The sequence below is a fragment of the Streptococcus suis genome, assembly GCF_902702775.1.
Taxonomy (GTDB): Bacteria; Bacillota; Bacilli; order Lactobacillales; family Streptococcaceae; genus Streptococcus; species Streptococcus hashimotonensis.
Window position 1 is genome coordinate 1,700,224 of the sequence record NZ_LR738724.1, and the last position, 23,873, is coordinate 1,724,096.

Sequence of the window (23,873 nt, forward strand, 5' to 3'; positions counted from 1 at the left end):
GTTAGTCTCCTAAGGTTATTGTTATTTTCTTTGTTTTATTCAAAGCGGTACCGACCTCTACACTTTGGTCGACCACTTTTGAACCCGTTCCTTTATAGGTCACTTCGATACCAGTCCATTCAGCAAATATATCCATATTCTCTTTGGTGATTGCGTACAGGTCTGGCATTTCTTCGAATTTATTTGTCAAGAGTAGAACCTGTTGGTTGGCGATTACGTTACTTCCCTTTTCGACTGAAACTTTTTTAATTTCAGCACCGTTTCCAAGGATAACTGGTTGAACTAATTGACGGCGAAGTTCCTCAGCCGACTCGCCTGGTGCCTTACCAATGAGGTCCGGCAATTGATACTCTGTCTCATTAGCGACCTGTGCCAATGCTGGTGCAGGTGAATCCAGATTCAAATTGTCTTTCAACAGCATCGCTTCTTTCAATGTAGGACTGACAATGTCACGCCAAGACAGGACATTCAAAACTTCCGGTTGGCGAATGGTCACATACATGATAAATTCAGGATCCTCAGCAGGAATCATGGCTACTACAGAGTTGATGTAGGCACCTTTAATGTACCCTTGACCATCTTCGCTGGCAATTTCCGCCGTACCTGATTTAACTGCAATATCATAGCCATCAACTTGAATTGCTGGCCCCTGTAAGTCATGTGAGTAGAGCGTACCATAAACAGGGTCAGTACCGACATTAATCATATAGCGAAGTGTATCATCGGCAGCTTGTTCTGAAACTGGATTTCCCACTTCTTCTTTCGAAGAAACTCTAGCTGTATCTGTATTAGGATTATAAAGAGCTGAGATGAATTTAGGCTCTAGCATAATACCGTTATTCGCAATGGCGGTAAAACTACGAAGCATCTGTGCCTGGTTTGCAGAAATCCCCTGACCAAACGATGACATGGCGATAGAAACAATGTTATCCTCTGGTACCATTCCTGGTGCCTCGTCCCCCATACCAAAACGCGTTGGGTAGCCAAAGCGGAATTTAGCGAGGTAATTTAGCCATTTTTCATCTCCCATCTGTTGCTGCAATAAGGTCATCCCAACGTTACTGGATAGGGAGAAGCCTTGCGCATAATTGAGAGTCACAGCTGAATAACCTGCATTGAGGGTCCAGTCATTGATTTTCGCGTCTGCGATAACGTACTCATTATTGGTATAATAGGCATTTGGGTCAAAGGTTCCATTATCGATAGCTGACGCTACTGTTAGCACCTTCATTGTTGAACCAGGCTCAAAGGCCTCTTGGTATAAGAGTGATCGCTCTAGCAGTCCTTCTTGTCCCAGACCTTCTTTGGTATCTGAATCATAGCTTGGCCTTTGGGTCGTCGCCAGTATTTCACCCGTCTTGGCTGAAACCAAAGTTGCATTCGCATATCGCCCTTTGGCGTTATCAAAGAAGGTATTCATATTGGTTTCAAGAGAACGTTGCAGATCGGCTGAAATGGTCGTATAGACATCCTGCCCATTTACTGTCTCTGTTTCAACCTTTTCTGTCCCAGGTAGGACACGGCCTTGGCTATCTTTCTCGTAGATAACCTTTCCGTCTTGACCAGCTAGAATATCATTCAGATAATATTCCAAACCACTCACACCCTGTAAACTATGACTACCATCCTTGTTTTCAACCGGATTAGCTAACCCGACAAAAATTGAAGAAAAATTTCCATTCGGATACATCCGTCCTGGACTAGCATTAAAGGCAATCCCTTCAATACCTGCCGCCTTCATCTCTTCTTGGATTGAAGACATCGTACTATAGGAGATATTCTTACCTAACGTCCCAAAGTATACCTGCTTCAGTTCAGGTTGATTCAGCTGCTCCATAACATAAGCCGTCTCCATTCCGAGATGCTTTTTAAAGATTTCTGCTACTTTGCTGAACTGAGAAGACTGCACATACAAAACTTTTTTCAGTTCTGACACATATTCTGTGTCAATGATGGCATAGACTGTATAGGTCGTTGAATCTTCCGCAATAGGAATTCCTGTACGGTCGTATATCGTCCCCCGTTTAGCTTGAACGGTAACTTCACGCTGATGTACCGCATCAGCTCTCTCTGACAAGTTCACCCCCAATTTACTATCGGTACCGATAATATAGGCAAAGTTGATTAAAAAGAGAAAAAAGACGAAAACCGTCAAAAGAAGTAGGCTCTGTCCTACTCTTCGACGATTTTTTGACGGAACATATCGTTTTTTCAAGACATACCGCAAGAGTTTATTATTTCTTCTGGGCATTATTCGGCTACTCCAATATTGTCATTATTAAAAGTTAATCCAGCTTTTTCAGCAATTTCCATCAATCGAGCTGAACGTGTCAATTCATTGACAGCTTGCTTTGCATCGTTGATTTCAATCTGTTTTTGGCTAATATCTTGATTGACTTTGGCCATCCCAGATTGAAGTTGCAAAAGCCGCGTTTGCATAAAGATAATTCCTATCGCAAGGGCTAATCCAGATAATACGATGCTTGAATAGAAGGCTTTTTCTACACGTGTGAAAGTTCTAATTTTATCACCGATAACCCGCATAGTGGCTTCTCTACGTTTTTCTTGCAACATAGACTCTCTCCTATTTATGTACTTTCTTAGCTACACGCAGTTTAGCTGAATGCGCGCGATTATTTGCCTCTAATTCTTCTTGACTAGGTAAGATAGGCTTACGATTGACCAATTCAAGTGGCGCCTTCAAATCATCTGGAATAAACGGCAAACCTTTTGGAACATCAATCGTACTTGCTTCTTTGAAGAGTTGTTTGGTCAAACGATCTTCTAAAGAATGGAAAGTAATAACAGAAATCCGTCCCTCCAGAGCCAATAAGTCAATGGCCTGCTGGATAGATTCGTCTGCTGCTCCCAACTCATCGTTGACCTCAATCCGAATAGCTTGGAAAATCTGCTTAGCAGGATGCCCCTTCTTCTTAAGTTCCTTGGCTGGCTTGGCAGATTTGATCAGCTCTGCCAACTCAGTCGTTGTTTCAATCGGCTTGACCGCACGCGCCTGTTCAATCTTACGAGCAATCTGCTTGGAAAATTTGTCCTCACCGTATTTAAAGAAAATCCGTACCAAGTCGTGATAGTCATAGTTATTGACCACATCATAGGCTGTCAACTGACCATCTCGATTCATCCGCATATCAAGCGGTGCATCTTGTTTGTAAGAAAAGCCACGCTCCCGCTCATCCAACTGCGGACTAGATACTCCTAAATCATAACAAATCCCATCAATCTCTGTTACACCTAGCTCCGCCAAGCGAGTCTTGAGATTGCGGAAATTATCCCTGATAAAGGTCACTTGTCCCTTTTCAATGTAGGATGCCAAGCGAATATGGGCATGCTCAATAGCAGTCTGATCCTGATCAAAGGCATAAAGATGCCCCCCATCCGTCAACTGACTGAGCAGATACTCACTATGCCCTGCTCCCCCCAGCGTTGCATCTACATAAATTCCATTTGGTTTGATGTCTAACATATCGACTGTCTCATGCAAGAGAACAGTTGTGTGATTAAATTCCTTGATCATATCTTTTCTATTGTACCACAAATTAAAATAAAAAGTTGTTGCAAACTTTTTACAAAAAAAACTGTCAAATATAGTTGACAACTTATATGAACAGGTATATACTAACAGTAATGAAACATGTCACATATAGTTGACATCAACAGGGAGGTCTCCCTCATTTTTTTACAACCAACTGTCGCATATAATTGACATCGTGCCTAGAGGCTGGGTAAAAAGCCCAGCACCGCTTCTCAAAGTTAGTGTCAACATCTCAGCGCAGTGGTTGATTGGGTTTAACAGTCCAGTGGACTGTTAAAGGTTGGAGATAAGATTTGCGAAGCAAATCTCAGCAATTCGTGTTTTACACTCCAAATCTAACCTCTACGACTGATGCGAACTTTGTTCGCTCTATCTCCAACCTCCAAAGGTTCCTCGAACCTTTGGAGCTGTGCGGAGGTGGGAGTAAAATAGTCCAGTGGACTATTTTAGCCCGAACCTAAATGTTTGGAAGTGAGGGGAACTCTTCTATGAATGGTTGAGTTCTTCCCCACTCCTCTCTCTTTACAATAGAATGTCGTATATATTTTACATGAAAGGAGAACCCATGAACCGTGTCAAAGATTATCGCCTACTGCTAGGGATTTCCCAGCTGGATCTTGCCAAAGCCATCGGCGTATCCAGGCAAACCATCAACATGATTGAAAACAACAAGTACAACCCCTCGCTAGACCTTTGTATCAACCTAGCCAAAGCTTTACAGACTGACCTCAATAGTCTCTTTTGGAATGAATAGAAAGGAAAATATCATGAAAAAGAATATACGTCAAGCTCTTATCTCTACCCTTATTTTTATCCCGCTCTTTGTCCTCTTTCAGCTTTGGGGCAATAGCGGAGCAGAAATCTTGCACACCATCAGCCAAGCAAAATTTTGGCTACAATTGCTGATTGCTGGGACCATCTACTTCTTAGGCTTTGTTTACATCTTACCATTGTTCGATCAAAAATAAGGAGCTGCTTATGAAAAAAGAAACCTTTCAAGATAAATTAATCAAACGATTTTACGGTATCGCAGGGCCCTTGGATGAATTTCGCCAAAAAGAAGCCTTCCGACTAGGCAATACCTGCTTTATCCTGCTCTTTTGGGGCACCATGGCTCTTACCCTACTGGCACTCGCTCTATCCAAACGCTACCCAGAAGTCGTTGCCTATGGCTACCCCGTTACTCTGCTCCTAGCCTACCTATCTGCTAGTACCTACATCATGTTTAAACTCCGGCACAGTCAACTGGACAGTTTAGATGTAGAAGAACTGACTACCAAGGAACAAAAGAAATTCAAGGGAGCAAGTATCAAATTCGCCCTCTATTTCACCTGTGGTATGTATATCTGGAACACGGGATTTGATGCCTGGATGGAAGGACTCAATCCACTAGACCATTTATTTGACCTCCGAAAATTCCTTGCAGCCTGTCTAGTCGGTGTTTTCATGGGAATTTATATCGAAATCACTCTTCGTAAACGCATGAAAAAGGCAGAAAAACTAACTGTCAGCTCTGCTATTGCCAAAGAAGAACCCAAGTGGATCAAAAATATGATTAAACGTTTTTATGGTATCCGCGGTCCTTTAGACGAATACCGACGGGCCGAGGCTGATGCTATCGGCGGACAAGCCTTTATCTACTACTTCTACTTCCTAGCTCTTGGAAATGCCATCGCCTACTTCCTAGCCTACCGCTACCCTCTGGAGGTGGCTGCCTACTATCCAATGATCATTGCCTTCTTCAGTATTATCCTAATTGGTATCGTTAATATGCGTACTCTCCATGCTGACCTGCCTCAATATGACGTGGACGAACTGAGCCCTGAGGAAAGACAAGCCCGGCCCCTTAACCCACTTCTCTGGGGACTGGGAGTTGCCCTGCTATCTAGCCTCTTTGCTGGGCTGGCAGACCTCTTTAGCCTCCAGCTTCCCCTACTGGATTCCATCTTCCACGTAAAATCCCTCTTCTTCGGTGGCATGATGGGCCTCTTTGCCAGTCTAGCCCTGTCTGCCATTGCCTATCTGCAAAAACTGGAAGCAGATACTGCTAAGAAAAAATAAGGAGCTAACACCATGAATAAACCTTTTACACCTAAACAAACCTGTCACATTTTTGTCTTGTTTTATGGCCTCTTTTCTGCCTTCTTCATCTACTCTTATATGGTCAATGAGCCAATTAGCAGCGATTCGTTCTTGATTACGCTACCGACCATTCAGATCTTTAGATCCTATAAAACAACAGAGGAAAAACGCTACTTTCTCATTCAATCTGTCTTTGCACTGTTTGCCATGACCTTGACTTATTCTGTAGGCATTTGGCTAGGGCATGTCAAACCACTTGCCCTCATCCTTCCTGCTGGATTTGCTCTGGCTATTCTTTATCGGATTTATCTTAAAAAGGAGAAACCAGATAGACGTTGACAAACCGAAATTCATTTTCACTTTGATTGTTCTCTCCTATACAGCAATTTGTAGCATATATACATAGCTACCTGACAGGGGACAATCCATCAATCCTTTTCTTACTATTCACTATACTTCCAATTTTAAATAGTGACTGGCAAACTACCCGTCCAGAATCAAATGTTGTCCAAAAAGCTATCTATCTTTATCATAAACCGCTGCTCTGGTTTCTCTTTGCAGGTTTTGCCCTAACTTTCTCCATTGGATTTTTCGCTGGGAAAATACAACCACTTCATGCTAGATTTTGGGGAATGTTAGCCATCCTACTCTTCTCTAGATAATTGAAAAAGTAATCTGTATCCAACATTTTACAAAGTAGGATTTTTTCTATAAAATAGATTGTATATGACATTCAAATCCATTCTCAAACAACTCAAACTATTTGATTATATCTTAATCGGATTCACCCTAGTTTTATCCTTTCTTCCGGCAATTTTTACCTATACACATCTGACAACAGATACAAATGAGGCAAAAACAATTGCCTATGTCCGCATCAATGGTGAGGTGGTCGACCAATTTGAATTATCAAAGGACACACCCCATCAAGAAAAGACCTACTATCCCAATGAAGGGCAATACAATATCATTGAAGTTGATGGCGAACGCATTCGTGTCAAGGAAGACAATAGCCCAGACCAAATTGCCGTTATGACCAGCTGGATTAGTCAGCCGGGCGAATTATCCGTCTGCCTGCCACATAACCTGTTGATTGAAATCAAATCCGTTGGCGGGGAAAGCACTGACGAAGAAGAACTCATTTTACCACTATAACAAAGAAGACACAGCCTGATGAACGACTGTGTCTTTCCTTTTTAGAAAATAAGGGCTAAAGCAAGTATCACCACATATAGCAGCGCAAAGAGTACAAAACTCTTTACTGCCTCGATAAAGGTTTCCCGTTTGACTTGCTTTTTCAAAAATGTTTCTAGACTCTTATAAGCAGGCCAAACACCGATTAAACCGATCAGTGCCCAGATTGGTAAGAATCCAGTCAGACAGTAGATTATCCACAGCAACCATGGTAAACTTGCCAAGACAAAATACAATTTAAGAGCATTTTTCTTGCCAATATAGTAAACCAGAGTATAACGATGGTTGCGAATATCTTCTTCTAAATCACAGGTATTGTTGGCCAACATGATATTGGCAATCAAGGTTACCAAAGGAAGGGACATAACAATAATGTCTATTATTTTTGTCCAAGAGAATTGCAAGGTCATCCACTGGCCACTCACTTGGCTGGTCAATAGCCCAGCTGGGTCTTGGATAAAGACTGCTAAGAAGAAAATCCCAAATCCCATGGTTACTCCAGAGAAAACCTCACCCAGTGGCATTCTCGAAAGCGGAATAGGTCCAAAGGTATAAAAGATACCAATGAGGAAACAGAGAGCTCCCATCGGTAGTAGGAGCCAACTGGTCCGCCATACAAGGAGCAATGAAACCAGTAGAGAAAAAATAAGCAGGGCAAGGACGATTCCAATCATCTGACGGAAATCTAGAGAGAATTTTCCAATCACATTGCTTTCCTGACGATAGGTTTCATCCTTGGCCTTGTGGTAGTCCATGCTATTGTTGATGGCAGTTGTACACATGTCAAAGCTAAGAACGGCAATAATGAACAAAAGTGTGTTGAGCCAGTTAAAGGTTTGATAGCGATAGATAGCCCAGAGGATTCCCAAGGTCATCGGAAAAACACTAGCTACCTTGGTCTTCATTTCAACAAATTCTAGAAATGCAGGCAAACTGAGCCCTTTAGTTGATTTATTCATTGACAAGATGATACTCCTCATTCGTTAATTCAAAGCTTTCTTTCAAGCCATCACTCAGATGAACGCCCTGCTCCTTATCGATGAAAACAGCTTCTACGCCGTCAATCTGATTGATAAAGTCAAGACCTTTTTCCACACCTAGTAAGAAGAGAGTTGTGGATAAGGCATCCCCTTGGATAGATGTTTTGGAAAAGACTGTCACACCTGAAATATCGTTTTCCACAGGATAGCCAGTTTTTGGATCCAGAATATGGTGATACTTGACACCGTCCACCTCTAAGTAGCGCTCGTAAATACCTGAGGTAACAACCGAGTCATGTGTCCCTGGCACAGAACCGACCGTTGATCCACGCACTTGGTCTGGGTCTTGAACTCCAACATTCCAACCATTTTGTGTAGTTGGCGAATCCCCCATAACCACCACATTCCCGCCTAGATTGATGATAGCTGTCGTAATCCCTTTGCTGGCAAACAATTCTCTAACCTTATCTGCAATGTAACCTTTGGAAATAGCTCCTAATTCTAGCGTCATTCCTTCTTTGATAAAGACGGTCTTCTTCTCCTTATCTAAAGTAATGTCTTTATAATTGATAAATGGCAGAGCAGCCTTGATTTCTTCATCACTGGGCTTACGAGCATCCTCATCTCCAATTTTCCACAGATTGCTCACAGCTCCAATGGAAATGTCAAATAGGCCCTGACTTTCATTACTCATGTCAATAGCTGTTTCAATTACTTCAAAGGTACGTTCATCCACCTTGACTGCTTCTTTTCCTGCTGCCTGATTGATACGGTAGACATCTGCCCCTTCCAAGTTTGTGGACAACAGACTTTCCATCTCCTTGATATAGGAGACAGCTTCATCCATCGCTTCTTCCTGATTTTCATGATAAATGCTCAACTGCACTACTGTGTGAAGTAAGCTTTCACTACGAGTCAACGGAGTTTTCATAACAGATAAACCTTCGTTTTGTTTACCACCACAGGCAACAAGCAAAACCATCAGTAGGCCCACGAACAATAGACTTGCAATTTTTTTCACTGATTTTACCTTCCCCAAAAAATAAGAAGACACAGTAGCCAAACAAGTGCGACTGTGTCTTTTCTGTATAGACTTAATTAGTCAAGTTTTACAGTTTCTGTTTTTCCTTCAGCAGCTGCTGCAAGAAGGGCTTCTGTACTCTTCTTGAAGTCTTCAGAAGTATGAGTTGCACCTGATACAACTTCAACAGCTGAGAGGTCTTGTTTCTCAACCAAAGCTGCATTGAGTTGTTCGATTGCTTCACCAGCAGAAACTCCAGCTTTATCTTTCATGTTTTTGTTGTACTCTTCATTTGCTGATTTAAGGCTTCCATCTTCAGCTTCATAGTCAAATTTTGACTCACTGATTTTTCCATCTTTAACAGTCAATGTGTGAACAATTTTGTAGCCATAATCGTCTTTGCCTGACTCAGCTTTATAAGTACCATCTTTCAATACTACTGTTTCGGTAGTTGAAGATGAAGTTGAAGTAGATTCTTGTTTAGAACCGCAAGCAGCAAGTGCAAATACAGCACCAAGAACTACCAAACTTTTCAACACAACTTTAGTTGTTTTCATAACAATACTCCTTTTGTTAAGTAAATAGTTTTATACTTATAATGATATACCTAATTAGAGAAAATGTCTAGTTATTTTTTAAAAATAATGACTAAAAACTATTGCCACCAAATTTTGCATAGACGCAGTCGATAACTGTGGTATTCTATCTACAAAATTCATCATTTTTTCCAAATAGCTAACAATCAGTTTCTCTGTTTTGGCAATAGCATGCGTTGCAAAAATCCTATCTGTAAGGATTTCCAACCCTTCTGCCGTAGGGGATTGAATATAGGCCCGCAATTGCTGCTGGATAGACTTGTCTTCTCGCATGGCAAAAAGTAGCGGTGCAGTATAGATACCGTTTTGAATATCTTGCAATCTAGGTTTTCCTGATTCTGCCACATCCAGCTGGTAGTCAATTAAGTCATCTCGTAGCTGAAAGGCCATGCCAAGTGCTTGCCCAGACCGAAAAGCCATGCTACTGTCTTTCCTAGATTGGCCTGGTACAAAGCTCCCCAACTGACAGGCAAGTCCAAATAGAAAAGCTGTTTTCCCTTGAATTTGCTTGAGATAGGCTTTCATAGTCATATTGGCATCAAATTGATTGAGTAGCTGAGATAATTCCCCTCGAAGAATTGTTTCCATCAGCTTATCATTGCCCAAATCCAAATCATCACGTGATACTTCTAGCAAACGAAGCCCTTTTCCAAATAGTCGACTTGAATAGGCAAGAAGATAATCACCCGTGTAGATAGCGATTCGATTAGAAAATTGTTGATGAGCCGCCGTGACTCCCCGCCGTTTATCCGCGCCATCAATCACATCGTCATGAATCAGAGTCGCCAGATGCAGGACTTCTAAATGGGCAGCAAAATATAGCTTTGAACGGCTAATCTTTCCTTCCGTCATTTGTGCAAAGAGCAGACAGAGGCCGGCACGCAGGTATTTCCCTGGCGCCTCTACATATTCAACAATCTTCGCTGTAACTGCTGGATGCAGGACCATCATCTCAGATAAGATGATGGATTTTACCTCTTCAAGTCCCCTCTCAATCTCAGGATAGGTATTCCAAATTTGATGTACCACTAACTTTCTATATTTCCTTTATTTTTTATCCTTGATACGGTAAATATGCTTCGGCTTTCCATAAATCTTCTTGTCTAGGAAACGACCCAACCATGGCATAATCCAGTAGTCTAGACCGAAGGCTCTACCCGCACCATTCATAAGAGAAATAGCTGCTGGGATGAACCAAATATTTACCCAGTAGAACATACCTGACAGGCTGAACATAACTACCAAAGCAACGGTTGCAGCAGATACAATCCATACAAAGGCACCAGCAATCAAAGCCAGACCAATACCGATTTCTGCTACTGTCATAAATTTTTGCATAAAGAGTGCTACTTCTTGGTTTGGCATCATAAATTCCATGATAGTAGCAAACCAATCAGGCATTTTGTCCAAAACAGCCATCGGTGCTTCACCATAGGCATAGCTCAAACCAAAAATTGGTTCAGCAGCTTCTGCCGCAGCAGTTGCCGCTTGTGAGGCACTTGAAACCGCCTCAGCAGCAGATGCACCAGATACTGGATCAGCTAACCAAGGGAATGGGAAGACAACTTGATCCCCAAACCATGATGTTGTTCCAAATAGACCAAAGGCTTTCTTGATACCTTCGTAGAGCCATACTGAACCATAAAGGACACGCATTGGCACAGACCAGAGAAGATTTCCTTTGCCTGAAGTATGACCTCCGAAAATGTTTCGCTTATTCTGAATGTCAAAGAATTCATGACGAACATAAGAACCCATGTAGAAGAAACTACGGATGGTAAAGAAGTAGAGTAGGTTTACCATGTGTTTGACAGCCATTGCCATAAAGCCTGACATGTGGTATTTGTCCATCAAGAAGGCTACACCGTAGCGTGATCCAATAGATACCATAAACCCATCATATTTACCTTTGTAGCTATGTTTTTCGCCACCCTTGATTGCTGCAATAATATTACTTGCCGCAGTATGGCCTGTCTGTTCAGCTGCTTGTACAATCTGTGGAGTTGGTTTCCCTTCTGATTCTTCAAAGTAAACCAAGTCACCAGCTACATAGACATTTTCCTTGCCTTTCGCTTCCATGAACTCATTGGCTACCAAACGACCTGCACGTGCTTTTTCAATACCAAATTCACTTGCGTCTGTATTGGCTTGAACACCAGCTGTCCAAATAGAGGTATAGGTAGGAATTTGACGACCTGATGAAAGTGTTAAGCTATCTTTTTGTACACTTGCTACACCATCGCCAAGAACCAATTCAACACCTTTTTTCTCAAGGTATTTGCGAGCCTTGACTTGCTCTTTTTCAGTAACCATAGCCAAGATATTTGGCGTTGCCTCAACAACCTTAAGTGAGAATTCTTTTGGATCCAACTTGAACTCACGCGCCAAAATTGGTACCCAGTCAATCAACTCACCGATCATCTCAATACCTGTGAAGCCAGCACCGATAACGGTAAAGGTTAAAAGAGCGCGACGTTTGGCTTCATCATGCTCACGCATGGCACGATAGCAAGCATCAATCATGTGGTCATGCAAACGTTCTGCTGCTTCGATAGACCAAAGTGTAAAACCGTGTTCTTTAACACCTTTCACACCAAAGTCATTAGCCTCACCACCCATTGCAAGGAGCAGGTAATCAAAATCCAAAGTTTGGTGTTCCGCAACTACTTGTTTCTTATCGTAGTCAATCTCAACAACCTTGTCTGTTACTAATTGAACCTTTGGATATTTTTTGAAGATACGTTGAAGGTCATACTTGATTGCATTGGCTTCTACACGCCCTGCCGCAACTTCATGCAACTCTGTCATATAGGTATGGAAAGAGTTCTTATCAATCAAGGTAACTGTTACATCTTGATCCTTTTTAAAGGTTTTTCCTAGCAATCGAGCTGCTGCAATCCCCGCATAACCAGCACCGACAATCACAATATTTTTCGTCACAATGTTTCCTCCTTGTGAAAATCAAAACAAATTACATGTTTTCATTATACCGCATTCCAAGATAGTTGACAAGCGAATTTCAATAATTAGTAATATACAACAAACAAAACTTGCCATAGTGAACAAAAACAAGTATGATAGTAAAATAGATAATCGACTAGAAAGAGTTTTTTCTCTACACCATGAATTCTAAACGTCAAACACTTAACTTTATTACGATGCTGGCAGCTCAGGCAGTTGTCATTTCTTTGATTGAACGACTCATCGCCCCCCCATTTGCTTTTGCTCCAGGTGCCAAGCTAGGACTGGGAAATTTGATTAGCTTAATTGCTATTTTTACCCTCCCTACAAAGGATAGCCTAAAGGTTGTCGCACTACGCTTGCTCATCTCAACCTTTCTGGGAGGCACCTTTTCAACCTTCCTCTATGGCTTTGCCGGAACTACTTTGAGCTATATAGGAATGCTCTCTGCCAAGCAGCTCGGTCCAAACCGTGTCAGTCCTATTGGAATTTCTATTCTGGGCGGGATGTTGCACAATCTTGGTCAGCTTCTTGTTTTTGCTACCATTGCCCGGTCTTTCTATGTACTAAACTACCTGCCAATCCTCGCTTTTACAGGAATTTTATCAGGCTTATTGGTCGGACTGGCTGCTACCTACCTCCTCCAAAAGGTCGGACCTTTACGTCACTATCATCAACAAGTCTTAGCAGAATGGAAATAAATCTCCCTAGGTCAACTAAGGAGATTCTTTTTATGGTCCGCACTACTTTTTCATTGCCCATAATAATTTCCCCATAATCCCGTTGTCACAAATAAAATGAGCCACCTAAGCCACCTCATATAAACACCACTTATAAAATCCATGGTAATAAAAAATAATGAAACTTTCAAGAAGAGAAAAAATCAGGTTCTTTGCGTGTTTTAGTCGTACATTTTCTTTCTTTTGTGCTACAATATCTTCATCTTTTATTTTTTGAGCAAAGGTAGAATTATGTCACCATTTAGGATCAAACTTTCCCCCAGTCAGCGAATCATTATCAGCTTCTTATTCGTGATTCTGACTGGATCAATTTTACTAAGTCTTCCCATCTCACAAATTAGCACCTCTACAGCAAGTTATTGGGATCATCTCTTCACATCTGTCTCCATGGTTTGTGTAACAGGGCTATTTACCAAAGCCGTTGCTGAAACCTATTCTACTTTTGGACAGATTATCTGTATGATGCTAATCCAAATTGGTGGTTTGAGCTTGATAGGATTCATCGGTCTCTTCGCTTTACGCGGTGGCCGTAAAATGAATTTCATCAATATGGCAACCTTACAAGAGGCTCTAAACCGATCTGACACAAAATATTTTCGTAGCTTCCTCAAATCAGCTTTTGGTTTTACCTTGGCGGTCGAAGCCTTTGGAGCCCTCTTACTTTCCTTCCATTTTGTACCTGAATTTGGATGGGCGAGAGGTTTATTCACCTCGATTTTCGTAGCTATTTCAGCCTTTTGTAATGCTGGTTTTGATAATTTTGGTGCAACTAGCATCATGCGCTATGTGGATAATCCTCTGATTAACCTAACATTAGCCAGTCTCATTATTATGGGAGGTCTTGGATTCTCGGTTTGGTTTGACCTTCAAACACAAATCGGGCAAAAACGTAGCCTACGAAAACTAGGGTTCCATACAAAGATTGTTCTAGGCCTAACAGCCATTATACTGACCCTCGGAACTCTGACAACCTTACTCACCGAATGGAACAACCCTTCTACTATCGGGCAACTATCATTTGGCCATAAATTATTAGCCAGCTTTTTCCAGACGGTCACCATGCGAACCGCTGGTTTTGCCAGTATCGACTACACGAAGGCTGAACCGATCACCCTCTTGCTCTATATCTTTCAGATGATGCTTGGCGGAGCCCCAGGTGGAACAGCCGGCGGTATTAAAATAACCGCCTTCCTAACCTTAGTGCTCTATGCTCGTAGCGAGATTCTCGGTCTCCCTCATACCAACTTTATGGGACGAACCATCGATAACCTCAGCATCCGCAAAGCTTTTGCGACATTCTCAGTCTTCCTTCTCATGTTCATCATAGGGCTCTTCGCACTTGCCCTAACAGATGACCGACAACCACTTCTATTTTTAATGTTCGAGGTCATGTCAGCACTAGCCACTGTAGGTGTTACGGCCAATCTGACTCCAAGTCTAACCATGGCCGGTCAAGCAGTCATTATGGCACTCATGTTCTTCGGCCGTATCGGTCCACTTTCTATTCTCGCAAGCCTTTCTGTTCGAAAATTATCTAAAACCGAAAGTCTTCAATACGCAAAATCATCTATGCTTGTCTAAAAGGAGAAATCATGCCAAACTATACTATCGGAATTCTCGGTCTGGGAGTTTTTGGTACTACCATTGCAAAAACATTACACAATTACGATTGCAATATCATTGCTATCGATAATCATGAGCAACGTATCAATCATCTAGAACCTATTCTCACGCGCGGTATTGTCGGAGACATCACCGATCGCTCGCTCCTACGTGCAGCAGGAATCGGTAACTGCGATGCTGTTGTTGTAGCTACTGGCGAAAACTTGGAATCCAGTGTTCTTGCTGTTATGCATAGCAAGGTCCTAGGCGTTCCTATGGTCATTGCCAAAGTCAAAGGAACAACTGCGAAAGAAGTCCTTCTTCGTGTTGGTGCCGACAAGGTTATTTCTCCCGAACGCGAAACTGGTATTTCCCTAGCAAAACAATTACTCCACCGCGACACAACCAGCCTCTTTGAGCTCGAAGGCAATGTTTCCATTGTCGAGTTTCACCCGCCAGTAAAATGGATTGGCAAAACACTCGGCGAATTAAAACTCCGCCAACATTATAAACTCAATATCATCGGTTACCGAAGTGGCGAAAATCAGGAATTAAACATCCAACTGACTCCTGACTATGTCTTCAAATCTGACGAACTCATCTTAGCAGTAACAGACCATAACACTGTCGATCATTTTGAAGAGCTGACAAATTAAATAACAAATTTACGCCCTATACTCCGTTTTCAGGAGAAATATTTTATCCCTAGAAAGCCTACTAGACTATCATTTATCTAGTGGGCTTATCATCTGTCAAAAGGAGACGTTATGAATGATTTAACCAAAGGAAAGCCGATTGCGGTCATCTTACAATTCGCTATTCCCTTGTTGATTGGATCTTTTTTTCAACTGGCCTATAATTTTGCTGATTCCATGATTGTGGGGCATACTTTGGGAAAGGATGCCTTTGCAAGTGTCGGTTCAACAGCCAGCCTGATTTTTTTAATCATCGGCTTTGCCCAAGGTGTCACCAATGGATTAACCATTATTTCTGCCCAACGCTTTGGAGCTGGCGACTTAGAGGGGCTTAAAAAATCGTTTGTCCACGGACTCTTCTACGCTTCCCTCATCAGCCTTTTACTAACAGTCTCAGCCTTAGCATTTTTGAAACCTATCTTGGTCTTAATGCAAACGCCTGTGAGTATCATTGACCACTCCCATGCCTTTCTAACGGCCATGTTTGGAGGATTGACTTTTACTATTTTTTATAATTTCCTATCTTCAGCCCTACGCAGTCTCGGAAACTCTAAAACACCTCTACTTGCTCTAATTATCGCTTGTTTTATCAATATTGGTCTGGATTTTTTCTTTATCTTAGTTATGAACTGGGGCGTTTTCGGAGCTGGCTTTGCAACTATCCTTGCCCAAGCCTGTTCGGTCCTCTTTCTTATTTTTTACATTATCCACAAGGTACCTCACTATCATATTGGACTAGCTGATTTAAAATTGGATAGGGATAATCTCAAGAAACATGCCCAGCTTGCTTTTCCAATAGGATTTCAAGCCAGTATTATCGCCATCGGAGCCATGACCTTGCAGTTTATGGTCAACCAACTAGGAACAGACGCCATCGCCGCCCAGGCCATTGCCCTTCGTACTGACCAGTTGGCTATGCTACCCATGGTTAATCTGGGCTTGGCTATCGCAACCTTTACTGCTCAGAACTACGGTGCCAAACTCTATGACCGTATTCGAGAAGGGGTGCGCCACTCATTACTCCTCAGCATTGTTTGGGCCATTGTATTTGCGGTCATTCTCATCTTGGGCAATCGTTTCTTTTCTGGTCTATTTCTACCAAATGCCAGTCAAACAGTGCTGGACTTGGCTCTTGTTTACTACATCATTAACGGCTCTTGTTACTGGATTGTTGCCTCCCTCTTTATTCTCCGTAGCTTTATTCAGGGACTTGGCAAGGGCTTTATCCCAACACTAGCAGGCTTTGGGGAATTGATTTTCCGAGCAGCAGTCGCCATCATCGGCATGCAGTATTTCGGTTTTTATGGGACCGCCGCCGCTAACCCCGCCGCCTGGATCGGCAGTATCATTGTCCTGATTCCAAGTTCCATCATCTTTATGAAAAAATTAAAAGCTGGACAAAGTATATAAAGAAAACGCTGGGCTCAAGCCCAGCACACTTCTCAGAGTTCGTGTCAACATCTCAGCGCAGTGGTTGATTGGCAGATTTGTTCGTGTTTCACACTCCAAATCTGACCTAATCAACTGTGCGGGGGTGTGAAGACGAACTCTTTTTTAGACTAGTCGAGTTCTTTCCCACTCCCAAAATAATATTTTCGTAGGAATTGGATATGAAGGAGATTCCAAAACGTAGCATAGCTGATCGCCACTACAAAAGCTATGCCATATTGCCAATTAAATTCCAGCACAAGGCTAACAAAAAGGATGATTCCAAGAAGGAACAATAACAAACTACTTGTCTTTTTCTTATCCCACTTAAAATAGGCTAACAAGGGTTGGTCAGGACAAGCTCGCACTTCCTTGAACTGTTTGAAACTAGCTCCAAGACTGGCTCCTGCCGCCCCTATAATTGCACCACAATAATAGTGAGGAAGGACGTAGACCGACAAATAAGCGACCGTAACATAGGCAAGCACCAACAAGGTGTACATCAGTTTTTTCATGACAAATCCTCCTAAAGAGTTTTTTTATACATTTATTTACGAATATGTTTTAACATATTATTGATGTCGGTCGCAAATATTTTACTATAATAGTTTACTTTCCAACTCAATCTCTGCTAAGAGTTTGCTATAATAATCCTGCTCATCAGCCAAAAGCGGGCTGTTGGGCAGCATTTTTTTAGCCTGAGCCAGAGATTTTTTCAAGGCTTTGCTATCTTTCGTAATTCGCTGGTGGTAGAGAGCCGCGATGACCTGGTAATTTCCCATAGGATACTTGAACAGAGCCTTGACCTGCTTGTCCTGCCCTAATGCTCTAGCCTCTTCCTCCAGGCCTTGCAAGAGATAGACTTCCAACAGTACAAGTTTTGCCAGCTTCACCATATAGTCATTATCCGATGCCACTATCAGTTTTTCCAAGCGTTCTTGGGCTTTTTGATACTCCCCTTTAAAAATCAGCACTTCCGTCCAGTTTAGATAGTGAATCTGTGGCAAATGACCAGGCAAGATTGGCAGGTTCATGACAAAATCACTTAAATTCGCTGCAGTTGGATCAACCATGATTTGAGAGGTGTGACTAAGCGCTTGATAAACCAAGCGGCTATACTCTGGATGAGTACACAATTCTTTTATCTTAGCACCATCCACCATACCCGAAGGATTGGCATTGAGGACAAACAAGGATAGATTGAGGAGAATTTGCGATAGAGGCAGACTCCAATGCCCTGTCAAGAATCCAATCAAAACAGAAACAAGGATGAGACTAAGATGGACAATCAAGCCACCTGCAAACATCAGAATCGCCCGAGGATCATCCTCATCTCTTTTGACTCCAATATACTGAGCAGCTGCCCCTTGCACAATCACCGTTTTCTTCCATTTCCATCCTTGGTCAGTCTTGACCAACAAGTGATTGCCCAAGCCAAGCGCTACCAAGTCAAAGCCTGTCAGCCAACCAAAGAAGGCATGACCTAGTTCGTGGAGAATAATGGTCAGGTAAAAACTACCTAGAAACCAGAGGTAACCTAATCCAAGGACTATCACCCCATGAAAGGCAAGGTTTTCTGGAAGAAGTTGAGCCATTCCATAGGTTGAGTACATGGCACTCGCAAAACCACAAAGAACTGAAATGCCTATGATCAACCAATTCCACACTTTATACATAGCAAACCTCCTTTTTAATAGTATATCAAAAAAAGACTAGAAAACCTAGTCTTTCCTTGTTTATTATCATTTATTCTTAGGAATTTGGATCATCCAAACTACGGCCATGCAAGCCCTTTTCACGTTGGACTTGACGGAGTTTCTCTGGCGTCACATCGTTACCGTCTTCATCAACCAGTTTAATCCCCTCAATATGATGACGGATTGCTCGACGATACCCCTCAATATATTCTTCCCTGAGCTGAGCCTGTTCAACTTTTTCCTCTGGTGTCAAGGTACCAGCTTTTTTCTTTTTAGCCAATTCATTGATCCGATCGATTTTTGCTTGTTCCATGTCTACCTCCTACTTACTATTCAAGAGATTGAAGACGGCCACTGCGGAAGCCTTATCCGCTAAGGCTTTCAAGAGGGCCAAGCGGTTGGCTTTGATTGCCGCATCATCTGCCATAACCATGGTATTGTCAAAGAAGGCCGCGATGACTGGGCTAAGAGCAAAGAGCTTGTCCAAGTTGCCCGCCATGTCTTCTGTCAACTCCAAGCCTGTCACTGCATCAGCAAGGGCTTTTTCCTGGTCGTTTTCGAAGAGGGCCTGGTCAATGACAGCCGCTTCCGCCTTTTCAGCCAAGTTGAAGACCCGTGACAAGTTTTCCACGGCTTCCTTGTAGTCAGCCTCTTTTGATTTTTGGAAAATAGCAGAGCTGGCTGCCAGTTGTAGTCTGACTACAAAGGTTGAGCTAGCAAGCACAGCCTCACGGATGTCTTTCGGAATCGCCTTATCCATCATCTTCTCCACACGGGCACGAATAAAGTCCATCACAGCTGGCTGGTTGTCATAGGTCAAGCTAGCAAAGTTCAAGCTGTAGAGCTCCGCAATCAACTGATCCAATGGAATTTCCCAACCAAATGCTTCCAAGATCCGCACGATACCCTGTGTCGCACGACGCAGAGCGTAAGGGTCGTTTGAGCCAGAAGGAATGAGACCTACTGAGAAGAAGGAGAGAAGGGTATCAAACTTGTCAGCCAGTGCCAAGACCGCACCGACCTTGCTCTCAGGTAATTCACCTTCTGCTGAGTTTGGCAAGTAATGTTCACGGATTGCCGTTGCCACCGCAGGTTTTTCCCCTGCAAGCAGGGCATACTTCTCACCCATGATCCCTTGTAATTCGTCAAACTCGCCGACCATACCTGTCAAGAGGTCAAACTTGTAGATGTCCGCCGCACGTGCCACATCCGATTTTTCATCCGCAGACAAACCTGCCAAGTCAGCCAGTTTTTCTGCGATGACTTTGGTGCGTTCCATATGCTCGTAAAGTGAGCCGATTTTCTCATGGAAGGTCACGACTTTGAGGCGTTCTACCAAGTCGGCAATCTTGAGTTTTTGGTCCTCACGCCAGAAGAACTCACCGTCTTCCAGACGAGCCACCAAAACTTTTTCATTTCCTTTGATGACATTATCAATATACTGGTCATTACCATTGCGGACGGAGATGAAGTTTGGCAAGAGTTTGCCAGCCTTATCACGCACCACGAAGTAACGTTGATGGTTTTTCATAGAAGTCACCAAGACTTCCTCTGGCACTTCCAAGTACTTGGTATCAAAGGAGCCCATAAAGGCAGTTGGGTACTCGACCAAGTTGAGAACTTCATTGAGTAGGTCCTCATCAATCTCAACGGTCACATTGTGTTTGTCCTCGATAGCCTTGATTTGCTCAACAATCATATTTTGACGCTCTGCGGGGTCTGTAATGACAAACTGTGCTCGCAAGTCAGCCTCGTAAGAATCTGCACTTGCAATCTCAGTTTCATTTCCAAGGAAACGATGACCACGGCTGATGCGAGCGGACGAAATGTCCAAGAAGTCCATATCCAATGCCTCGTCATCCAAGAGAACGGTCAAGGTGTGGACAGGGCGGATGTAGGCGAATTTGTTGGAAGCCCAGTTCATGCTGACAGGGAAGGTCATAGCCTTCAAGACCTCTGGAATACCCGCCAAGACGGCCTCAGCTGGCTGACCAGCTTCGTGTTTGGTCACATAGACATACTCTTCACCCTTAATCTCGCGGAATTCGATGTCCGCTGTCGTCAGGCCTTTGCCACGGACAAAGCCTTCTGCCGCCTTAGTGAAGTTTCCGTCTGCGTCCAAGGCAATCTTCTTAGCAGGACCCTTGAAATCTTCGGTCAAGTCAGTCTGCTGGTCCGCCAAACCAAGCACACGAACAGCCAAACGGCGTGGTGTTGAAAAGATATCAATGCTGTCAAAAGCCAAGCGATTGTCTGTCAAAAAGGTCGCCATGCGGTCACGCAACTGGTGCATGGCTGGGGTTACGATGTAGGCAGGAATTTCTTCCAAACCAAGTTCAATTAATAGTTTTTTCATACCTTCTTATTCTAACTTTCTGTAATTTTTACTCCTACACACTTAGATGTAATATGTTTTTCAGCACTCCACAATGGGACAATCTTCCCTTCAGAATCTCTAAAAGAGTTTAAAAGTCGTTCTGATGAATCAAGGAACTCAACTAGTGAAGAGTTAAATGAAATTGATAGGATTACTAATTTCATGTCATCGGACGAAGTCACCACCGATAGTAAAATATTATTGAATTTATCTTCCGGTAACAAGCCGCTGAGCAAATGACTCAGAATTGCACGTTTCATCCTCTTATTATGATATTCTTCAGGTTTAACAAGATAATCAATTTTAATTTCTTCATCTACCTTTAAACTTAAAGAAATTAAAATATCTGGTTCTTCATATTTCAAAGACATTATTCAACCTTTTCAGCTAACAATTCTACTCGCGTTGCTTCATCTAAAAGTGGGAAGCCGAGTTTCTTCCGCTCTGCCACAAAGGTTTTGGCAACGACACGGGCAAGGTTACGGATACGGGCAATGTAACCTGCACGCTCGGTTACAGACACTGCACCGCGTGCATCTAGTAGGTTAAAGGTATGAGAACATTTGAGCACATAGTCAAAGGCTGGGTGAACCAAGCCCTCTTCCAAAGCCCGCTCTGCTTCTTTTTCAAACTTAGTAAAGTTTTCAAGGAGCATATCCTGGTCCGATACTTCAAAGGAGTATTTTGAATGCTCATATTCTGGCTGGATAAAGATTTCACCATATTTAACGCCGTCTGCCCACTCGATGTCGTAAACGGAATCAACTTCTTGGATATAGGAAGCCAAACGCTCCAAACCATAGGTTACTTCGGCTGTGACTGGACCTGTCGCCAAACCACCAACTTGTTGGAAGTAGGTAAACTGCGTGATTTCCATACCGTCCAACCAAACTTCCCAGCCCAGACCTGCTGAACCTGTTGACGGGTTTTCCCAGTTGTCCTCAACGAAACGAATATCGTGCTCCAAAGGATTGATGCCCAAACGGTCCAAAGACTCCAAGTAGAGTTCTTGGATATTAGAAGGCGACGGTTTCATAACCACTTGGAATTGGTGGTGCTGATAGAGACGGTTTGGGTTTTCCCCGTAACGACCGTCCGCAGGACGACGACTTGGCTCCACATAAGCCGCATTCCACGGCTCAGGACCGATAGCACGCAAAAAAGTGTAGGGGCTCATGGTACCCGCACCCTTTTCCGTATCGTAAGCCTGCATGAGCAAGCAGCCCTGCTCATTCCAAAATTGTTGTAAGGTTAAAATGATTTCCTGAAATGTAAGTTTCTTTGACATATTTTTCCTTCTTTCTATTTATATTTCAAAATTGCTAGTTCTCCACACTCGGTATGGTTTCCACAAAAACAGCCTGCTCTGCCTTGTCCAGATAGGAACAGGTCATGGCTGCTAGGTCAATGACCCACTTGTAAATGCCTGCTTCTGCTGTTTCTTGGCAGAAGGTAGGGAAATCTGTTTGCCCAGCCTGATGATTGCGTAAGATAGTCACAAACTGGTCCAGATTGGCTTGGTCAGTAACAGGTATCGTTACTTGGTAGCCCTGCTTTTCCAGAGTTTGACCTGTCTGTGAGCGATAGATAACCTGGCCAGACTGGATATCCACAGTATTTTCCACCATACCCAAGCCCTTAAAATAGGCAATCAGTTTGGGAAAATCAGGCCCAGTAAACTGTTCATGACCTCGATTGATATTTTCTAAGGTGAACATTTGTCTCCTTTCTTTATAGTAGCTGTCTTTCACCTTGAGATGAAAAATAAGAAATACTCGGTCGGCAGACAAAAAGAACCACATTCTTTTCCCCTGTCAACAGACATAGGGGCGTTGAGAACGCGGTTCCACCCTAATTTATTACTTCATTTGTATGATTCTGATTGAGTCGGACATGGTCACGACTGGGAAAGCGCCAATTATTTCAAGACTGGCTTGGCTTTCACTCTCCCAAGCTCGCTAGACAGGCTTTTGAAACAACCTTCTTTCATGCTTAGTATTGTAGCAGAAAAATCAGCATTTGTCTAGAAAGACCACTATTTATCCGAACACAATCCCACTGACAAATCCTACAAGGCTATTGCAGGCGTATCGCAATCTAATAGATATTTTTCTGGTACTACTCCCAAGAATTTTTCTGCGTGTTGACTGATAAAATCAAGGGCATTTTCCAAATCTTCTACTCTATCAGAATTGACCAGCTCCATGACCAAGAAAGCATTCTTTGTCTCATCCGTAATCATGGTTCGCTCACCATCGCGCCAATTGAAACAGCGACAAACGGCTCCTTTATCATCCTTATAGCAAACTTCACCTGGTAGAGTTGGATTATTGTTTTCATCACCAATGAGATAGAATTCGTCTCCACCCTCAGTGATCGTTAGTTGGAGATCGCCTACAAATGTATCTAAATCTTCAGCACCACATGGAAGACCAAAACGTAAACTCGCCGCATTATAAATGTCCACTAAGGGCGAGATTGTCGAAACTGGACGGTCACTAGTTGAACGTTTCAAAAGGGCTTCGATACTAGAACGCGCGCCTTTTTTTGTTTTGAATTTTTGATAAGCTTGGCGATACGCTTGGATGACTTCATTTTCACTAAAAGTATCTTCTGTAAGAAATTTCTGGGCAATTTCATTACTTTCTTCCAGTAGTTTCACTAAATCTTCTGGTGATTCTGATGGCGTTTTATAATCTTTCAATAATAGAACTCCAATTTTTGCATCTGGAAATAGACTCCAAAAAGATGAATCAACAACAAATTGTGACATATTCTCACTCCTTTTATACAAAAATCAGCACCCTATGAACATCTTCTAAGACCTAACAACGTTCATAAAATGCTGTTGCATGACTACCCGGTGGCAGTGTTTATTTAATTAATTATATTGTATAAAAATGCTTTAAAAAAGTCAAGGACAATCCAACAATTGAAAAACACGGCT

General features: G+C 42.6%; 25 protein-coding genes. 9 read left to right on the forward strand and 16 right to left on the reverse strand.

Annotated elements, in window-relative coordinates; genetic code table 11:
- Position 1: 1 nt before the first annotated feature.
- The 3 genes from pbp2x to rsmH are packed head-to-tail and all read right to left on the reverse strand — an operon-like array spanning position 2 to position 3,535.
- Complete coding sequence (pbp2x, locus tag GPW69_RS08305; protein ID WP_044762250.1) at positions 2–2,251, reverse strand: penicillin-binding protein PBP2X; 2,250 nt, start codon at positions 2,249–2,251, stop codon at positions 2–4.
- The gene (gene ftsL / locus GPW69_RS08310) at positions 2,251–2,574 is read right to left on the reverse strand and encodes a cell division protein FtsL (protein ID WP_002937992.1); all 324 of its coding nucleotides are present in this window, start codon (positions 2,572–2,574) and stop codon (positions 2,251–2,253) included. The genes pbp2x and ftsL overlap by 1 nt, the downstream gene beginning before the upstream one ends.
- A 10-nt stretch (positions 2,575–2,584) precedes the next feature.
- Positions 2,585–3,535: a 16S rRNA (cytosine(1402)-N(4))-methyltransferase RsmH gene (gene rsmH / locus GPW69_RS08315; RefSeq protein WP_074391720.1), complete on the reverse strand. Its 951-nt coding sequence runs from the start codon at positions 3,533–3,535 to the stop codon at positions 2,585–2,587.
- A 583-nt stretch (positions 3,536–4,118) separates the two neighbouring features.
- Here rsmH and GPW69_RS08325 point away from each other — a divergent pair.
- From GPW69_RS08325 to GPW69_RS08345, 5 genes are all read left to right on the forward strand, one after another.
- The gene (locus GPW69_RS08325) at positions 4,119–4,307 is read left to right on the forward strand and encodes a helix-turn-helix transcriptional regulator (protein WP_002942681.1); all 189 of its coding nucleotides are present in this window, start codon (positions 4,119–4,121) and stop codon (positions 4,305–4,307) included.
- A 13-nt stretch (positions 4,308–4,320) separates the two neighbouring features.
- Entirely contained in the window at positions 4,321–4,521 is a 201-nt protein-coding gene (locus tag GPW69_RS08330) for a hypothetical protein (RefSeq protein ID WP_002937997.1), read from the forward strand.
- 10 nt (positions 4,522–4,531) lie between these two features.
- A complete protein-coding gene (locus tag GPW69_RS08335) occupies positions 4,532–5,614 on the forward strand; it encodes a DUF3278 domain-containing protein (protein ID WP_044762246.1) in 1,083 nt (360 codons plus the stop codon).
- 12 nt (positions 5,615–5,626) lie between these two features.
- Positions 5,627–5,974 (forward strand): MFS transporter, encoded by a 348-nt coding sequence (locus tag GPW69_RS08340; RefSeq protein ID WP_074391719.1) that lies wholly within the window; start codon positions 5,627–5,629, stop codon positions 5,972–5,974.
- Between the two features lie 387 nt (positions 5,975–6,361).
- The gene (locus GPW69_RS08345; RefSeq protein ID WP_029996826.1) at positions 6,362–6,790 is read left to right on the forward strand and encodes a NusG domain II-containing protein; all 429 of its coding nucleotides are present in this window, start codon (positions 6,362–6,364) and stop codon (positions 6,788–6,790) included.
- A 41-nt stretch (positions 6,791–6,831) separates the two neighbouring features.
- On the opposite strand, the gene menA is transcribed toward GPW69_RS08345, so the two are convergent.
- The 5 genes from menA to GPW69_RS08370 form a co-directional block, all read right to left on the reverse strand.
- The gene (gene menA / locus GPW69_RS08350; protein ID WP_074391718.1) at positions 6,832–7,788 is read right to left on the reverse strand and encodes a 1,4-dihydroxy-2-naphthoate polyprenyltransferase; all 957 of its coding nucleotides are present in this window, start codon (positions 7,786–7,788) and stop codon (positions 6,832–6,834) included.
- Positions 7,781–8,830, reverse strand: a complete 1,050-nt coding sequence (locus GPW69_RS08355; protein ID WP_074391717.1) for an FAD:protein FMN transferase — start codon at positions 8,828–8,830, stop codon at positions 7,781–7,783. The genes menA and GPW69_RS08355 overlap by 8 nt, the downstream gene beginning before the upstream one ends.
- A 77-nt stretch (positions 8,831–8,907) precedes the next feature.
- Entirely contained in the window at positions 8,908–9,387 is a 480-nt protein-coding gene (locus GPW69_RS08360; protein ID WP_015647284.1) for an FMN-binding protein, read from the reverse strand.
- A 78-nt stretch (positions 9,388–9,465) separates the two neighbouring features.
- Positions 9,466–10,455 carry a polyprenyl synthetase family protein gene (locus GPW69_RS08365; RefSeq protein WP_024405955.1) on the reverse strand — a complete coding sequence of 330 codons (990 nt, stop codon included), beginning with the start codon at positions 10,453–10,455 and terminating at the stop codon, positions 9,466–9,468.
- A gap of 18 nt (positions 10,456–10,473) precedes the next feature.
- Positions 10,474–12,366, reverse strand: a complete 1,893-nt coding sequence (locus GPW69_RS08370) for an NAD(P)/FAD-dependent oxidoreductase (RefSeq protein ID WP_024399613.1) — start codon at positions 12,364–12,366, stop codon at positions 10,474–10,476.
- Positions 12,367–12,548: 182 nt separating this feature from the next.
- On the opposite strand from GPW69_RS08370, the gene GPW69_RS08375 reads away from it, so the two are divergent.
- The 4 genes from GPW69_RS08375 to GPW69_RS08395 all read left to right on the forward strand — a co-directional run bounded on the left by GPW69_RS08375 (position 12,549) and on the right by GPW69_RS08395 (position 16,834).
- Positions 12,549–13,088, forward strand: coding sequence for a Gx transporter family protein (locus tag GPW69_RS08375; RefSeq protein WP_044762238.1), 540 nt, complete (start codon positions 12,549–12,551; stop codon positions 13,086–13,088).
- Between the two features lie 270 nt (positions 13,089–13,358).
- A complete protein-coding gene (locus GPW69_RS08385) occupies positions 13,359–14,708 on the forward strand; it encodes a TrkH family potassium uptake protein (protein ID WP_024406622.1) in 1,350 nt (449 codons plus the stop codon).
- Positions 14,709–14,719: 11 nt separating this feature from the next.
- Positions 14,720–15,385: a potassium channel family protein gene (locus GPW69_RS08390; RefSeq protein ID WP_014638537.1), complete on the forward strand. Its 666-nt coding sequence runs from the start codon at positions 14,720–14,722 to the stop codon at positions 15,383–15,385.
- 111 nt (positions 15,386–15,496) lie between these two features.
- Positions 15,497–16,834 (forward strand): MATE family efflux transporter, encoded by a 1,338-nt coding sequence (locus GPW69_RS08395; protein ID WP_074391716.1) that lies wholly within the window; start codon positions 15,497–15,499, stop codon positions 16,832–16,834.
- A gap of 149 nt (positions 16,835–16,983) precedes the next feature.
- On the opposite strand, the gene GPW69_RS08400 is transcribed toward GPW69_RS08395, so the two are convergent.
- The 8 genes from GPW69_RS08400 to GPW69_RS08435 all read right to left on the reverse strand — a co-directional run bounded on the left by GPW69_RS08400 (position 16,984) and on the right by GPW69_RS08435 (position 23,699).
- Positions 16,984–17,367, reverse strand: a complete 384-nt coding sequence (locus tag GPW69_RS08400; RefSeq protein WP_074391715.1) for a hypothetical protein — start codon at positions 17,365–17,367, stop codon at positions 16,984–16,986.
- Between the two features lie 84 nt (positions 17,368–17,451).
- Entirely contained in the window at positions 17,452–18,528 is a 1,077-nt protein-coding gene (locus tag GPW69_RS08405; protein ID WP_074391714.1) for a site-2 protease family protein, read from the reverse strand.
- A 76-nt stretch (positions 18,529–18,604) separates the two neighbouring features.
- A complete protein-coding gene (locus GPW69_RS08410; protein WP_002942632.1) occupies positions 18,605–18,862 on the reverse strand; it encodes a DUF896 family protein in 258 nt (85 codons plus the stop codon).
- Between the two features lie 9 nt (positions 18,863–18,871).
- Entirely contained in the window at positions 18,872–20,905 is a 2,034-nt protein-coding gene (gene glyS, locus GPW69_RS08415) for a glycine--tRNA ligase subunit beta (RefSeq protein WP_074391713.1), read from the reverse strand.
- Positions 20,906–20,916: 11 nt separating this feature from the next.
- Positions 20,917–21,291 carry a hypothetical protein gene (locus GPW69_RS08420; protein ID WP_141668703.1) on the reverse strand — a complete coding sequence of 125 codons (375 nt, stop codon included), beginning with the start codon at positions 21,289–21,291 and terminating at the stop codon, positions 20,917–20,919.
- A 5-nt stretch (positions 21,292–21,296) separates the two neighbouring features.
- Complete coding sequence (gene glyQ / locus GPW69_RS08425; protein WP_074391711.1) at positions 21,297–22,214, reverse strand: glycine--tRNA ligase subunit alpha; 918 nt, start codon at positions 22,212–22,214, stop codon at positions 21,297–21,299.
- A gap of 34 nt (positions 22,215–22,248) precedes the next feature.
- Complete coding sequence (locus GPW69_RS08430; protein ID WP_232051795.1) at positions 22,249–22,644, reverse strand: DUF1398 domain-containing protein; 396 nt, start codon at positions 22,642–22,644, stop codon at positions 22,249–22,251.
- 350 nt (positions 22,645–22,994) lie between these two features.
- Positions 22,995–23,699: a B3/B4 domain-containing protein gene (locus GPW69_RS08435; protein ID WP_074391709.1), complete on the reverse strand. Its 705-nt coding sequence runs from the start codon at positions 23,697–23,699 to the stop codon at positions 22,995–22,997.
- Between the last annotated feature and the right edge of the window lie 174 nt (positions 23,700–23,873).